Origin of the sequence: Desulfomicrobium macestii, from assembly GCF_014873765.1 — a bacterium.
GTDB lineage: Bacteria > Desulfobacterota > Desulfovibrionia > Desulfovibrionales > Desulfomicrobiaceae > Desulfomicrobium > Desulfomicrobium macestii.
In genome coordinates, this window is sequence record NZ_JADBGG010000018.1 from 1 (window position 1) to 14,505 (window position 14,505).

Sequence of the window (14,505 nt, forward strand, 5' to 3'; positions counted from 1 at the left end):
TCCGAAAATCGAGACTTCTTCATCTTGCCCTCCGTGAGGCAATCTTTACCAGAAATCTCTATTTATCAATGGCTCGGTTTTAGGGGAAGGCTACAATTTCTCCTTGCGATGAAAGGTGGCTCATAGTTTTGCAACAAATGCTGTTATTAGTATATTTTTGTAGATTTTTGTTCAGCTACTTATTCAGATATGTATGTTTAATTTATGAATATATATTTTAATATGAATTCAGAGCGTTATGGATGCGCAGTAAGAAGTCATGCTGAATCTTTGATTCATACTATCAAACACAGGATAATCGGATGACCCGAACCGGGATTGCACCAAGGAGGAACGGCAAGATGAAAGACAGGCGTTTTGTATACCACGGGATGTTTTGGGTGATGGTTGTCGTGTTTTTGATTCCGGCGCTGTCCCCGGCTCAACTACTCGTGGTCCAGGAGAGAAGCACCGGGATCGAGCCCTTGGGCGCCCCGGGGGTGGAGTCGGTGCTGATGAACGTGTCCCAGGGCGGCGATTCCCTGAAGGCTTCCATCCAGTCCGCCATGGATTCCAATCCCAAGTTTTTGAGTCAGAAGCACGCGTATTCAATTTCGCACGATGCATACCGCGAGTCCTACGGCGCGCTTCTGCCGCAGCTGGATTTCATGGCCAGGGGCGGTTATGGCCTGCGACGCAACGACACGACCATCGCCAGGGAGGCTGACGGTCAGGGCGAGGAATGGTCCGACGAGCAGCGTCTGGTCCTGTCCCAGCTGCTCTTCGACGGCGGCCTGACGCGGTCCAGGGTTGAGGCCGACAAGCTGTACTCCGAGTCCAAGAAGGAGGAGCTCTTCAACACGGCCGAGGATGTCGGTCTCAGCGCCACGCAGTATTTTTTGGATGTGATCCGGGCCCGGGGGCTGGTGGAGCTTTGCGTGCGCAACATCGAGGAGCACGAGAAGCTGCTTGACCTGACACGCATCCGCCTCGGGAGCGGTGGCGGCACGCAGGCTGACGTGACCCAGGCCGAAGCGGCGCTGCAGGAGGCGCGTTCACGGCTGATCCAGGCCAACCAGGCCCTGGACGACGCCGAGGCGGGCTATGCCCGATTTTTCGGTGACAAGCCCGGTGTTTTATCCATGCCCGAGCCGCCGTTGCTGGCCATCCCGCAGAGCGAGGCCATCGCCATCAGCATGGCCCGGGACGGCAACCGCGCCCTGAAGGCGGCCCGCCTGGCCGTGCAGCAGAAGGAACTGGAGATCAAGTCGGCCAAAGGTGCGTATATGCCCAAGCTGCATGCCAAGGTTTCCGCCGCCCGTTCGGACAACACGGGTGGTTACGAGGCAAGCTACCACGACGCCTCCGCCATGCTGGAAATGAACCTCAATCTTTACCGCGGCGGTTCTGACGCCGCTTCCATCCGCAAGTCCAAAAATGAGAAGCTGCGCGCCGAGCAGGATGCCCTGGATGTCGAGCGTCAGGTGGAGGAAGATGTGCGCACGGCGTACAGCTTCTACAAGGCCACGGGCAAGCTGCTGCCTGTGCTGCGCAACCTGACGAACGAAAATGCGCAGGTGGTTTCGAGTTACACGGATCAGTTTCGCATGGGGCAGCGCACTCTTGTCGATCTTGTCTCTGCACAGAAAAGTCTGTTCAGTTCACAGCAGGTGTACCTGAACGGCATGACGGCGCATACTTTTTCATACTATCGACTTTGCATGCCCGTTTCCCAGCTCATGAGCGCCCTTGGCGTGGATCTCAAGGTCAAGGACCTTGGCGAGGCCAAATAGCTGGCCAAGGGCGTTGTCAAGGATACACCGTTCCTGTCTCCCTTCATTTTCCCTGAATGGCCGTTTATAACGGCTGTTCAGGGAAAATTTATTTGCTGGAGCAAGAAGATCGTTCCGTTGGATCACCTTATAGTGGCATTAGGGTTCTCCCAACTTTTCACGTGTTCCGGATATGTCCATATTCGTCCGGTTGGCGCCTTGCCGCCGGACGTCTCTGCATGATTCGCGGCAGCTAAGCCGGTCCCGTCAACATTGGCCGGGTCAAGCTCTTTTCCATATTTTCAGATTACGACGTGACGGAGGATGTACTTGCTTAAATTTGTTCTGTTGGGTTAATTTGTCGGGAATCAAACAGGAGGTATGGTGCATGCAAATGAAGAAAAAGGATTCCGGTGGATGGAATCCATATCTGGCCGGTGCCCTGGTTGGCGTGCTGGCCATTTTGTCAGCCTATGCCACGACGGTCTGGCTCGGGAAAACAAGTTATCTGGGAGCTTCCACCACATTTGTGCGCGGCGCGGGTGTGATTGAACAGCAGATTGCTCCGGAGCACGTACAGGCCAACGAATATTTCGTTAAACAAAAGGTGAAGATTGACTGGCAGTTCATGCTGGTCCTCGGTATCTTTGCCGGAGCGTTCATCGCCTCATGCACTGACAAGAGTTTCAAGCTCGAAAGCGTTCCTCCAACCTGGGAAAAACATTTCGGGCCATCAGTTGGAAAACGCGCCGTCTGGGCTTTCTTGGGCGGGATCGTGGCCATGATGGGCGCGCGCATGGCCAGCGGCTGCCCGAGTGGTCATGGTCTCAGCGGCATGATGCAGCTTTCCGTCAGCGCTTTTGTGGCTCTGGGCATGTTTTTTGGCGTGGGCATAATCGTGGCGGGGTTCATTTACGGAAGGAGGTCACGATGAGCACGGATCAAATCCTCGGATTGGTGACCGGCATCCTCTTTGGTTTTTTGTTGCAGAAGGGCCGGGTATTGCGCTTCGAGAAACAGGTCGGGGCCATGTTGCTTAAAGACATGACCATTCTCAAGTTCATGCTCTCCGCCATCATTGTCGGCATGGTAGGCATTGCCCTGATGTCCAGCGCAGGGATGATCACCCTGGGCCACAAGTCCATGAACGTGGGCGCGGTTCTTGTCGGCGGAGCTTTGTTCGGTGCCGGTTGGGCAGTCATGGGCTACTGCCCAGGCACCTCCATGGGGGCGCTTGGAGAAGGACGCTGGCACGCCATCTTCGCCATTGCCGGCATGTTGGCGGGCGCGGCAATCTACGCGGAACTGTATCCCTTTTTTCAGCGCACGGTTCTGTCTTGGGCCGACTACGGCAAGATTGGACTGCCCGAGGCTCTGGGCGTTTCGCCCTGGGTCGTGATTATCGTGTTTATCTGCGTTGTGCTGGGGCTTTTCCGCTGGTTTGAGAGCCGGGGGCTCTAGGCGTTTTCAATTCGATATTTTTCGGCAAGCGGCCCGGTGCCGTCATGGCCTTGCGGCCCGCCGGAACTCCTTCTCCGGCCTCGTAGAGTTGAATCGTTGCGTGCCGGACGGAAATCGAGGGCGCTCACAGGCAACGATTCAACAAACGATGCCTGGATCAGTCAGACAGCCGACGGGCCCCAAGACCATGACAGCCCCGGGCTTTGTGGCGTCGATGGGGTACGATTTTGATTTTAAGGATTGGTTTGACGGTGTTTCGCTGAGAGTTTGGAAGAGTTTTTTTGCGGGAAGCGGCCCGGTGCCGCCATGGCCTTGGGGCCCGCCGGAACTCCTTCTCCGGCTTCGTAGAGTTGAATCGTTGCGTGCCGGACGGACAATCGAGGCCGCTCACAGGCAACGTTTCAACAAACGATGCCTGGTTCAGTCAGACAGCCGACGGACCCCAAGACCATGACGGCCCCGGGCCTTGTGGCGGCGATGGGGTAAGATTTTGATTTTAAGGATTGGTTTGAGGGTGTTTTGCTGAGAGTTTGGAAGAGTTTTTTGCGGCAAGTACAGAAATGAAAAAAGCGCCTCCGGCCGGGTTTCGGCTGGAGGCGCTTGATGTTTTGTGAGCGTGCGAGTCTAGTACTTGATGGACGAAAAACGCATCAGTTTGTCCCACTGGTGGGTAGAGGTGATGCGGCGGATGGTGCCGGTCTTCCCGCGCAGGACCAGAGAGTGCGTGGTAGCTCCCGTGCCGGTGTAGGAAACGCCGCCCAGGAACGTGCCGCCCGAAATGCCCGTGGCCGCGAAGAAGACGTTGTCGTCGCGGATGAGCGTGTCCGTGGTCAGCACCTGGTTCAGGTCCAGTCCGAATTCGAGCACGTTCTTGCGTTCGGATTCGGACTGGGGATCGAATTGGGCCAGGATCTCTCCGCCAAGAGCCTTGATGGCGCAGGCCGCCAAAACTCCTTCGGGAGTGCCGCCGGTGCCGAACATCATGTCCACGTTGGATGATGGATCGACGGCCATGAGCGCCCCGGCCACGTCACCGTCGGTGTGCAGCTGGATGCGCGCCCCGGCGGTGCGGATCTGGGCGATGAGGTCTTTGTGGCGGGGTTTGTCCAGAACGAAGATGACCAGATCCTCGACCTTTTTGCCAAGGGCCCTGGCCGTGGCCTCAAGATTGTGGGCCACGGGGGCGTTCATGTCGACCACGCCCTTGGCCGGAGCCGGAACCACAAGCTTCTTCATGTAATAGCTCGGGCCCGGATTGAACATGGTTCCGGCTGGAGCCAGTCCGACCACGGCAATGGCGTTGGGCCGTCCGTAGGCCAGCAGATTGGTGCCCTCGACAGGATCGACAGCCACGTCCACGGCCGCGCCACGGCCCGTGCCGATGTGCTCGCCGTTGTAGAGCATGGGAGCTTCGTCCTTCTCTCCCTCGCCGATGACGATGCGGCCATCGATATCCAGGGTGTTGAAGGACAGCCGCATGGCGTCCACGGCAGCTCCGTCGCCCTCGTTCTTGGCGCCCTTGCCGAGCCAACGGGCCGAGGCCAGAGCCGCGGCTTCAGTGACCCGGACCAGGTCCATGGCCAGATTTCGTTGCGGGGCTTCCATGCTATTCCTTGATGAACTTGATCAGGTTGGCGGTGGTGAATCCGTATTTTTCCTTCAGCACGCCAGCCGGAGCTGAAGCTCCGAAGTGGTTGATTCCCCACACTTTTCCGTCCAGGCCGACGTATTTGTACCACAGGTCCGAGCGTCCGGCCTCGATGGCCACGCGGCGGGTGATGGAGCGGGGCATGACGGATTCGCGGTACTGTGCGCTCTGTTCGTCGAAAAGTTCCATGCTCGGAACGGACACGACGCGGATTTTCAGCTCCGGGCACGCCTCGGCGGCTTCCAGTGCCAGGTGCACTTCCGAGCCGGAGGCCAGGATCAGCATCTGGGGAGCTGCATCTTCAGGGTCGCGGACAACGTATGCGCCCTTGCTCACGTGTTCTTCCAGCGGGTTCGGCAGGTCGAGCACGGGGAGGCCCTGGCGGGTGAAGATCAGCACGGAGGGCCGTGATTTCTGTTTCAGGGCCACCGCCATGCAGGCCGCGCTTTCGCGGGCGTCGGCGGGGCGCAGCACCAGAAGGTTCGGGATGAGACGCAGGGAGCTGACATGCTCGATGGGCTGATGGGTCGGGCCGTCCTCGCCGACGAAAAAGGAATCGTGGGTGAAGACGTGCAGGACCGGCAGATGCTGCAGCGCAGACATGCGGATGGCGTTTCTTTCATAATCCGAGAAGACGAGGAAGGTCGCACCGAAGGGAACGATGCCGCCGTGCAGGGACATGCCGTTCAGGATCGCGCCCATGGGGAATTCGCGCACGCCGAAGCAGAGGTTGCGGCCCTTTGCGTTGCTGGCGGCATTGAAAATCCCTGCAAACTCGCGGAATTTGACGGTCTGGTTGGACGGATCAAGGTCGGCCGAACCGCCCATGAGCGTGGGCAGTTGCTCCATCATGGCCCCCAGGCAGGCGCCAAAGGCCTTGCGTGTGGCCACGCTGGATCCGGACTCGAATTCCGGCCAGTTCAGGCTGCGCTGGCAGACCGGAGTGGTCGCGTTTTCCCATCTGGCCGCGAAGTCAGCATCCGAAAGCCTGGCTGTGATCAGCTTGTCCCAGTCATTGCGGGCCGCGCCCAGGGAGGCGAAGCGGGCGCGAAAGTGCGAGAGTACGTCTTCGGGGAGATAAAAACTCTCGTCGGGCAGTCCGAGCTTGGCTTTGGTGGCCGTGATTTCCGCCTCGGGCAACGGAGAGCCGTGGGTGGATTCGCTGCCTTCCAGAGTGGCGCAGCCCTTGGCCATGGTCGTGTGACCGAGGATCAGGGTCGGCTTTGCCGTTTCGGCCTGGCCTTCAAGGATGGCTTTTCGGATCTGCTCGTGGTCGTGGCCGTCGATCTCGATGACCTGCCAGTGCATGCTCTCGAAAAGAGCCTTGTGGTCGATTTTGTCCGCCCGGCAGGTGGGACCGGCCAGCTGGATCTTATTGCTGTCATAGTAGGCGATGAGCCTGCCCAGTCCCCAATGGCCGAAGAGGGCGGCGCTGCCAAGGCAAATGGGTTCCTGAACGTCGCCGTCGGAAACCAGCGCGTAGGTGAAGTGCCCTGCGCTCTGGGCGTCCAGATAGTCGCGCAGGAACGCCTCGGCCACGGCCATGCCGCCGGCCATGGCAAAACCCTGGCCGAGTGGGCCGGTGGTGGCCTCGACGCCGTCGGTCATGTCGTGTTCGGGGTGTCCGGGGGTCTTGCTGCCGAACTGGCGGAATGCCTTGAGGTCATCGACGCTCAGACTGCCCTGCAAGGTCAGGATGGCGTAAAGCAGGGCGGATTCATGACCAGCGGACAGTACGAAGCGGTCGCGGTTGAACCACTTGGCGTCCTTGGGATCGAAGTTGAGGAATTCCTTGAACAGGACATAGGCAAAGTCGGCCGAGGACATGGCTCCGCCGGGATGCCCGGAGTTGGAGGCCCGGACGGTGTCCATGATCAGGCCCTTGATGACGTTGACGGCTTTGGTATCTATCTGGGAAGCGTTGGTGGTCATGATGATTCTCGTGATGTGCGGAAAAGGCGTTATGATTGTTTATGTGCAGGAGTCTGCCGGTCGATCAGGTCTACACGGCGCTGATGCCGCCCGCCCTCGAACTCGGTGTCCAGGAAAGCGTCGGCGATGGCCTTGGCCAGATCGACTCCGATGATGCGTTCGCCCATGCACAGCACATTGGCGTCGTTGTGCATACGGCTCATGCGGGCCATGTATTCGTTGGCGCACAGGGCGGCACGGATGCCCTCGAAGCGGTTGGCGGTGATGGACACGCCGATCCCGGAGCCGCAGATGAGTATGCCCGTGGCTTCAAGATTCAGCACCTCTTCAGCCAATTTGCCCGCGATATTGGGGTAGTCGCAGCTCTCAAGAGAGTGCGTGCCGACATCGATGGTTTTGAAGCGCCCCGCGAGGTGCTCCATGAGAATGTTCTTGAGGCCGAAACCCGCGTGGTCGGAGCCGAAGACGATGGTGCGCATCTAGACCTCGGCGCCGCGTTTTTCCGCGCGGTTCTTGATGTATTCTGCCCGGGTGGAGGCCAGTTCCTGCTCCAGATGGGCGATTTCTTCCTGCAGGAAGCTGATCTGCTTCAGGGTCAGGTCGTTGTCGCTGGCCTTGGGGTCGAAGGATTCGCCCTTGTTCCGGCTTGCGGCATAGCTGCGGCCAAGGTTCTGGAATTCTTCGGCCAGACGTTTTTCCATCTGCCGGATTTCCCAGCGCCGAAAGCCCTTGATGAATACCCACTTGCCCTCGCTGGCAAGGAGCTTGAATCCGTTGGTGACGGGTTTTAACGTGTCCTTGAGCATTCACTCCCTCCAATGAAGTTTTAGTTGTTCCGAGGCGTGGATGTGATGCGCATCCATTGCACGTCCTGGGGTAGACTTAAGTCCAGGTCGCGGTTTTGCCATTCTCCGCCGGCGTCAAGGGATTTGACCCTGAGCACGGCCTTGCCATCCCTGGGGGATGAAAAAGTGTGTTTGTCATAGAGGACATGGTCGGGAAATGCCGGTGCCGAGTAGGCCCCTTCGCAGGTCAGCGTCCAGCCCTGCCTGCCGCCAAGGATCAGCATTTCCATGTTTTCCGGGGTTTCCATGTAGGCTACGTCGCCCGAGGAAAAATTGAAACGGATGCGGCCTTCCCGGGTACCCTCTACAGAGGTGTATTCCGGCGGCAGGACCGGCCCGAGATCTCCGCCGAGCAGGCTGCCGATCTGTCTGGCGTCGAACGGCACGGGAATCTGGAAAAGGGCCAACCCGGCCCGGGCCTGGGCGTGGTGGTAGGCCTTGTTTTCCGACGGGATGAAGGCGGTCCAGAGGTCCGGGGTTTCACGAATCATGGCCACCGATGCACCGGTGCCCGAGGACAGATCCATGCGGATGACGGAAGCAGGATAGCCCCAAAGCTGCCCCACCAGGCGCCCCGTGCGCTCGCTGGTCGCCACGTGCATGGAAAAGCGGGCCGTGATGCGGTCCGCGGCCGAGGATCTGGGATGCAGGGTGGACCATATGCGCGAAACCGCTTCCGGGTCCCGGATCGGTATTTGCGGGGCGCATCCCCCAAGGACGGCAAGCAGGATGAACAGAGCAAAAGCTCTCATCGCGTCCGGCCCAGGGAATTGAGTTTGGTTCGCACTGTCTCGGCATTTTCGCCTTCAAGATCCAGCGAGTTTGCATAGCCTTCGCGGGCCTGGGAGATGAGACCCATGGCGCGGGCGATGTCTCCGTAGTGCTCCCAGATGACCGGGTCCGAATCCACGAGCTGGACGGCGCGCCTTATTTCCTGCCAGGCAAGCGTGTTCTTGCCCTGCTTGAAGTAGACCCAGGCCAGGGAGTCGACAAAGTAGCCGTTGTCCGGTTTGACCTTGAGGGCGCTTTCGATCAGCAGTTGCGCCCTTTCCAGATCGAGGCCCTGTTCCGCCAGGGTGTAGCCGAGGTAGTTGAGCGCGTCCGCGTGTTCGGGATCCTTGGAGATGACCTTTTCCATCATGATCATGGCCTGGTCCCGGTGTTCCATGCGATCGTAGATCAGGCCCAGGCGGTAGAGGATGGTCGTGTTCTCCGGCCAGAGGGCCGTGGCCTTAAGCAGTACGTCCAGCGCCTGCTGGTACTCTTTTTCAAACTCGTGCATCTCCGCCATGATGATGCGAAATTCCGGCTGTCTGGGAAAAAGCGTCATGGCCGACAGGCACAGCTCCCTGGCCGTTTCCCTCTGGTTTTTCTGGTAGAGAAGATGAATGCGGAATATCAGGCTGCGCTCATAGTGCTGATGGCTTGTGGGTATGGCTTCCAGATAGGCCATGGCCTTGTCCGCATTGTCGCGGCCTTCGTATTCGAGCACGGCCAGGAAAAAAAGCGCGTCGCTGGGGATCGGATTTTCCCGGGCCATGGGGTCCAGAAGCTCCGCCGCGTGGTCGAAGAAATCCTGGTTGAGCAGCAGATTGGCCGCTTCCAGGACCAGCGACTGGTCATCAGCGCCCTGTTGTACATAGGCAAGAGCCTGATCGGGATTGTTGAGCTTCAGGTTGAGTTCGATCAGGCGAAAGAGAATCTGCTGGTTCCCGATTCCCGAATCCACGAGTTTGGCGAAGACGCGTTCCGCGTCGATATAGTTTTTCTGGACCTCGTAGGTCAGGCCGAGCTCTATCCACGCATTGTAATACTCAGGGTCCGCGGCTACGGCCTGCTGGTAGGCGGTGATGGCCTTGTCATAGAGTTCGAGGCCGAAAAAGCCCTTTCCAAGGAGAAATTTCGTTGTCGCGTTGGCGTCTTTTTGGGGGATGGCGTTCAGCCTGTCCACGGCTTCGCCGAACTCTCCCTGCTCAAGACGATAGAGCGCGGCTTCATGGGCCAGATCGATCTGCTCGGGGTGCTTCTCGCGGTAGTCGTCCAGAACGAGCACTGCGTCGTCAAAACGCCCCTGGGCCGCATAGGTCTTGGCCAGGGTGCTGACCAGCGCTTCAAAATCAGGGTATCTGGCCAGACCCTGATTGAGGACAACCAGGGCATCGGCAAACTTGGAGGCGCGCCAGTGCAGGTTGCCCAGTTCAAGGTAGAGCTCCGGCGTGGGTGCGAGGGCGATGGCCTGCTCAAGCGCCTGGGCTGCCTGGTCTTTTTTGTCTTCCTGTAGCAGTTCTCGGTAGGCCAGATAGGAATAGATGGCCTCGGCTTCGGCAGAGGCCGGCACTGGCGTGGGCGGCATGGGCAAAGGCGTCGATGCCGCCTGATGGGTGCACCCCAGGGAAGCCGCTAGGGCGGCGGGAAGAAGGAGCCGTTGGACAAGCTTTCTGATCATGCAGTGATGTGTCCGGAGCAGTCATTTTTTCTACAAAATGCCTGGATTATTTGGTAAATTTTTTTTCCCATGTCGAGGCCCAACTCTATGAATTCCGGACCGTAAATTTTTCCGGCGGAAGTGCGGAACGTGTTCTGGATGGAAGCCACGACCTCAAGCCCGGCAGGAAATTTATCCAGAATCTGTTCGAGGGTCCACTCCTGATAATTGCATATTTCCCACAGGGTGGTGATGAAATTGTCGGGTCCCCATCGAAATTTGTCTGCGTCATAGAGCGCGTCGGCCAGGACCTGCGTCCCGTGGTGGGCAAATTCGGCCGGAGGCGAGAAGGCTTCGTGGCAGCGCACCGCGTCGGCGATCATCTGCTTTTCCTCGTCCGTGAGGGGATAGTCCCGGAGGATCAGCAGCGCAAGGTCGGCGCCGCGCGTGGCGTGATCGCCTTCGAGGCGGCAGGTGTCATGCAACAGGCCCGCGAGCATGGCCAGAAGACTCAGCCGCCGCGCCTGCTCCAGCCCCAGCGCCTCTGCCTCGCCAAGGATCAGCGCGCTGCATTCGATGGCGACTTTTTTCGAATGGTCGATGCCGTGTCCGAATTCGTCGTTCAGAAAGGGCAGCACGTCCTCGCGGCACCGCAGGACCATGGGGTGCGAAAAGAAGGTGTCCCGGGCGGAGGCGAGCTCCGCGCTCATGGCCGTATAAAAGCTGGGCAGGGCGTCAGGGGTGACGGCTGCACTTTCCTGTTTGATGCGAAGGAGAGTTTCATTCTTCATGTTCAATCCATTCTGCGGAGAAATCTTGGATGGTGCTCGACATCTGGGCCTTTATCTTTTGCAGCAGGCGGGCTTCGATCTGACGTACCCGCTCGCGGGTGATCCCGTACTTGTCGCCGATTTCACGCAGGGTGATGGGCGAATCGGCCAGAAGACGCTGCTCAAGGATGTCGAGTTCCTTTTCGTTCAGGCCGTCCCGTATGGCATCAATATTGTCATGGATGAGCACACTGATCTCGTCGGCGGCCATCTGCTCCTCGATTCCGGCTTCAAGGGCCGGTATGAAGTCCATGGGCGTGAAGCTCGAATCGTCCCCGATCTTCATGTCCAGGGACACGTCGTGCTGACCCAGGCGCTGTCCCATCTCCACGATGTCGGCTTCGGAGACCTGCAGATTCTTGGAGAGGGTCGATGTGCTCGGGTCAAAACCCTGGGCCTGCAGGCGCTGGCGCTCCTTGCCCAGGTTGTAGAAGAGTTTGCGCTGGGCCTGGGTGGTCCCGATCTTGACCATGCGCCAGTTGTCCATGATGAATTTCAGGATGTAGGCCTTGATCCAGAACGAGGCATAATAGGAAAATTTGATGCCCTTGTCCGGGTCGAATTTCTGGACCGCCTTCATGAGGCCCACGTTGCCTTCCTGGATCAGGTCGAGCACATTCTTCATCCATCGCCGCTGGAAGTCCATGGCTATCTTGACCACCAGCCGCAGATTGGAGGTGATGAGGATAAAGGCCGCCTGCTCTTCCTTTTCATCCCGGTAGCGCCGGGCCAGGTCGAATTCTTCGTCCTGTTCCAGCGGTTTGAACTTCTTTATTTCCTGAAGGTAGATGTGCAGCGGGTCCAGGGTCGCGACTTCCCGTTTGGGTACGGTGGCCAGGACCAGCGGGGCGATTTCGTCGATATCGACAGTGTCGATCTTGTCGGAATCGTCGATATCATCGTCGTCGAATTCTTCGGTATCCTCTGACAAGGGTGTTTCGAGCTCTTCATCCAGAGCATTGTCTTCGGGTCTTTTATTGGGATTCATGATGGTGCGTGAATGGAGGTGGTTCTTGGGCATCACGTGCTGCAATGGTGAAAAAAATGTGCCCGGGGCTGTTCCGCGAGAAGCTCTCTGGAGAAGCTATCCGTTATTTCGGAGTTTTCCATCATAGAGTTTTTGTTTGTCCTTTTCAATGATTTTCAGTAGGGCCCTTCGTTCACCGGAGTGTGAATTTTTGAACTACGTGAGGTGTTGAAATGCGCGATTTTCGCCAGGCACTCAAGGGCGGAAACGTTCTTATTTTTGACGGGGGCATGGGTAGCCTGCTCCAGCGTCGCGGCCTTCAGGCCGGACAGTCCCCCGAGGAATTCGGTATGGCGCGACCGGATGTTGTCGCGGCGATCCATGCCGAATATGCCCGTTCCGGGGCGCATGTGGTCACCACCAACACGTTTGGAGCGACCCGCTACAAGCTTCCACACGGCCTGGACGTGTTCGAAGTCAATGAGACCATGACCCGCGCCGCGCGTCAAGCCGTGGGTGACGCGGTTTTCGTGGCCGGCAGCGTCGGGCCCACGGGCAAGATGATCGAGCCCTTGGGCGACATCTCCTTTCGCGGGCTGGTGGACGTCTTCAAGGAGCAGATTCGTGGCCTGGCGGCAGGCGGCGCGGACCTGATCCTGGGCGAGACCCATTTCGATCTGGCCGAGGCCAGGGCGGTGGTCGTGGCCGCGCGCGAAGTCTGCGATCTGCCCGTGGGCATCAGCATGACCTTCGAGGGCGGAGTCAGCCTGACCGGAACCACCCCGGAAATCTTTGCCCAGACCATGGAAAACATGGGCGTGGACCTCATCGCCTCCAATTGCAGCGCCGGACCAGAGCAGCTGATCGAGGTCGCCAGGGCCATGCTGCGCGTAAGCCGGACTCCGGTGCTCATCGAGCCCAACGCGGGCCTGCCCGAACTGGTGGATGGGGCCACGGTTTTTCGCCTGCCCCCGGATCCTTTCGCGGCCACGGTCTCGACCCTTGTGGAAGTGGGCGTTTCCTGCCTCGGCGGGTGTTGCGGCACCACGCCTGAGCACATCCAGGCCCTGAACGCGCTTTGCACCGGCAAGAGCGTGTCGCGTCCCGAGATTTCCGATCCTCCCTGCCTGATCGTCACCTCCCGTTCCCGGGCGGTGGAGTTCGGGTTTGATCGTCCCTGCCGCATCATCGGAGAGCGGATCAACCCCACGGGCAAGGCCGAGCTCGCGGCCGAGCTGCAACGCCTTGAGACCCGTCGCCTCATGGTCTACGCCGAGGAGCAGGTCGAGCGCGGAGCCGATCTTCTGGACGTCAACGTGGGCGCACCCATGGTCGAGGAGGCGCGCATGCTGCCTTTGGCCGTGCGCACCCTGACCAGCGCCCACTCCATCCCCCTGTGCCTGGACTCCAGCGACATATCGGCGATCCGGGCGGGCCTTGAGGCCTATCCGGGTTCGGCGCTGGTCAATTCCATCAGCGGCGAGGAAGAGCGGATGGATATCCTTGGCCCGCTCTGTCGCGACTACGGCGCGCCGTTCATCCTGCTGCCGCTCAAAGGCCGCAAGCTGCCCGTCACGGCGGCCGAGAGGCTGGCCATCATTGAGGAACTATTGATCAAGGCCGAAAGCCTGCGCATCCCGAGGCGCCTCATCCTGGTCGATGCCCTGGCCCTGACCGTATCCTCCAAGCCCGAGGCGGCCAAGGCCTGCCTCGATGTCATCCGGCACTGCCGTGAGCGCTGGGGCCTGGGTTCGACCATGGGCCTGTCCAACATCTCATTTGGCCTGCCTGCGCGGGATCTGATCAACTCGACCTTCCTGGCCATGGCCATGGGCGTCGGCATGACCTCGTTCATCGCCAACCCCAACGCCGTGCGCCTGCGCGAGAATCTGGCGGCGGCGGAGGTGCTCCTTGGCCGGGACCGCCAGGCTGCGGGCTTCATCGCCTCCTATGCCGGATGGAATCCTGGAAATCCGGTGGCCGCGGCCGTTTCCGGACCGGCCGAAGAGGAAGGCAGCCCTGTCGCGCTGGCGGTGATCAAGGGCCAGAAGGATCGCATCGTCGAGATGCTGCGCGAGCGCATCGCGGCGGGCGAGGATCCGTTTGTCCTTGTCGACGGAGAGATGATTCCGGCCATTGCCAAGGTGGGGGAAAAGTACGAGAAGAAAGAGTATTTTCTGCCGCAACTCCTGCTCTGCGCCGAAACCATGCAGATCGGCTTCGAGTCCATCAAGCATCTGCTCGTGCGCGAGGGGCAGGAGGTCAAGGCCACCATTGTCATGGCCACGGTGGAGGGCGACATTCACGACATCGGCAAGAATATCGTCTGCCTGATGCTCAGGAATTTCGGCTACAATGTCGTCGATCTGGGCAAGGATGTTGCGGCCGTGGACATCGTCGCGGCGGCAGTGGCCCACAAGGCCTCGGTCATCGGCCTGTCCGCGCTCATGACCACGACCATGGTCCGCATGGAGGATACCGTGCGCCTGGTCCGCGAGCAGGGCCTTCCCTGCCGGGTCATGGTCGGTGGCGCGGTGGTCAGCCAGTCCTATGCGGACCTGATCGGCGCCGACGGCTATGCCGACGACGCGGTGGCGGCGGTGCGCGTGGCCACCCGGTTGTGCGCCGAGGTCCGGTCGGCCTGAT

12 protein-coding genes are annotated in these 14,505 nt (G+C 59.6%); 4 read left to right on the forward strand and 8 right to left on the reverse strand.

From position 1 onward, the window contains the following. Positions 1 to 383: 383 nt before the first annotated feature. From H4684_RS12085 to H4684_RS12095, 3 genes are all read left to right on the forward strand, one after another. Positions 384 to 1,772 (forward strand): TolC family outer membrane protein, encoded by a 1,389-nt coding sequence (locus H4684_RS12085; RefSeq protein WP_225940402.1) that lies wholly within the window; start codon positions 384 to 386, stop codon positions 1,770 to 1,772. A gap of 373 nt (positions 1,773 to 2,145) precedes the next feature. Further along, a complete protein-coding gene (locus H4684_RS12090) occupies positions 2,146 to 2,685 on the forward strand; it encodes a YeeE/YedE thiosulfate transporter family protein (RefSeq protein WP_225940403.1) in 540 nt (179 codons plus the stop codon). After that, a complete protein-coding gene (locus tag H4684_RS12095) occupies positions 2,682 to 3,212 on the forward strand; it encodes a DUF6691 family protein (RefSeq protein WP_192623938.1) in 531 nt (176 codons plus the stop codon). The genes H4684_RS12090 and H4684_RS12095 overlap by 4 nt, the downstream gene beginning before the upstream one ends. Before the next feature lie 624 nt (positions 3,213 to 3,836). On the opposite strand, the gene glpX is transcribed toward H4684_RS12095, so the two are convergent. The 8 genes from glpX to H4684_RS12135 are packed head-to-tail and all read right to left on the reverse strand — an operon-like array spanning position 3,837 to position 11,913. After that, positions 3,837 to 4,817, reverse strand: coding sequence for a class II fructose-bisphosphatase (gene glpX, locus H4684_RS12100; protein WP_192623939.1), 981 nt, complete (start codon positions 4,815 to 4,817; stop codon positions 3,837 to 3,839). 1 nt (position 4,818) lies between these two features. Then, on the reverse strand, positions 4,819 to 6,792 hold the full coding sequence (gene tkt, locus H4684_RS12105) for a transketolase (RefSeq protein ID WP_192623940.1): 1,974 nt from the start codon (positions 6,790 to 6,792) through the stop codon (positions 4,819 to 4,821). Between the two features lie 29 nt (positions 6,793 to 6,821). Next, a complete protein-coding gene (rpiB, locus tag H4684_RS12110) occupies positions 6,822 to 7,271 on the reverse strand; it encodes a ribose 5-phosphate isomerase B (RefSeq protein ID WP_092190926.1) in 450 nt (149 codons plus the stop codon). Beyond that, a complete protein-coding gene (locus tag H4684_RS12115) occupies positions 7,272 to 7,598 on the reverse strand; it encodes a hypothetical protein (RefSeq protein WP_092190928.1) in 327 nt (108 codons plus the stop codon). Positions 7,599 to 7,618: 20 nt separating this feature from the next. Continuing rightward, entirely contained in the window at positions 7,619 to 8,389 is a 771-nt protein-coding gene (locus H4684_RS12120) for a hypothetical protein (RefSeq protein WP_092190930.1), read from the reverse strand. Then, a complete protein-coding gene (locus tag H4684_RS12125; RefSeq protein ID WP_192623941.1) occupies positions 8,386 to 10,083 on the reverse strand; it encodes a tetratricopeptide repeat protein in 1,698 nt (565 codons plus the stop codon). Before H4684_RS12125 ends, H4684_RS12120 begins: the two co-directional genes overlap by 4 nt. Beyond that, positions 10,080 to 10,853: an HD domain-containing protein gene (locus H4684_RS12130; RefSeq protein WP_092190935.1), complete on the reverse strand. Its 774-nt coding sequence runs from the start codon at positions 10,851 to 10,853 to the stop codon at positions 10,080 to 10,082. The genes H4684_RS12125 and H4684_RS12130 overlap by 4 nt, the downstream gene beginning before the upstream one ends. After that, complete coding sequence (locus tag H4684_RS12135) at positions 10,843 to 11,913, reverse strand: sigma-70 family RNA polymerase sigma factor (protein WP_192623942.1); 1,071 nt, start codon at positions 11,911 to 11,913, stop codon at positions 10,843 to 10,845. The genes H4684_RS12130 and H4684_RS12135 overlap by 11 nt, the downstream gene beginning before the upstream one ends. 179 nt (positions 11,914 to 12,092) lie before the next feature. Between H4684_RS12135 and H4684_RS12140 the strand changes: the two genes are divergently transcribed. Continuing rightward, on the forward strand, positions 12,093 to 14,504 hold the full coding sequence (locus H4684_RS12140; RefSeq protein ID WP_192623943.1) for a homocysteine S-methyltransferase family protein: 2,412 nt from the start codon (positions 12,093 to 12,095) through the stop codon (positions 14,502 to 14,504). Position 14,505: the final 1 nt, after the last annotated feature.

Bases quoted from the DNA above. Each gene is read 5' to 3' on its own strand.
- H4684_RS12085 (WP_225940402.1), top strand. From the start codon at position 384: ATGGTTGTCGTGTTTTTGATTCCGGCGCTGTCCCCGGCTCAACTACTC.
- H4684_RS12090 (WP_225940403.1), top strand. From the start codon at position 2,146: ATGAAGAAAAAGGATTCCGGTGGATGGAATCCATATCTGGCCGGTGCC.
- H4684_RS12095 (WP_192623938.1), top strand. From the start codon at position 2,682: ATGAGCACGGATCAAATCCTCGGATTGGTGACCGGCATCCTCTTTGGT.
- glpX (WP_192623939.1), bottom strand. From the start codon at position 4,817: ATGGAAGCCCCGCAACGAAATCTGGCCATGGACCTGGTCCGGGTCACT.
- tkt (WP_192623940.1), bottom strand. From the start codon at position 6,792: ATGACCACCAACGCTTCCCAGATAGATACCAAAGCCGTCAACGTCATC.
- rpiB (WP_092190926.1), bottom strand. From the start codon at position 7,271: ATGCGCACCATCGTCTTCGGCTCCGACCACGCGGGTTTCGGCCTCAAG.
- H4684_RS12115 (WP_092190928.1), bottom strand. From the start codon at position 7,598: ATGCTCAAGGACACGTTAAAACCCGTCACCAACGGATTCAAGCTCCTT.
- H4684_RS12120 (WP_092190930.1), bottom strand. From the start codon at position 8,389: ATGAGAGCTTTTGCTCTGTTCATCCTGCTTGCCGTCCTTGGGGGATGC.
- H4684_RS12125 (WP_192623941.1), bottom strand. From the start codon at position 10,083: ATGATCAGAAAGCTTGTCCAACGGCTCCTTCTTCCCGCCGCCCTAGCG.
- H4684_RS12130 (WP_092190935.1), bottom strand. From the start codon at position 10,853: ATGAAGAATGAAACTCTCCTTCGCATCAAACAGGAAAGTGCAGCCGTC.
- H4684_RS12135 (WP_192623942.1), bottom strand. From the start codon at position 11,913: ATGCCCAAGAACCACCTCCATTCACGCACCATCATGAATCCCAATAAA.
- H4684_RS12140 (WP_192623943.1), top strand. From the start codon at position 12,093: ATGCGCGATTTTCGCCAGGCACTCAAGGGCGGAAACGTTCTTATTTTT.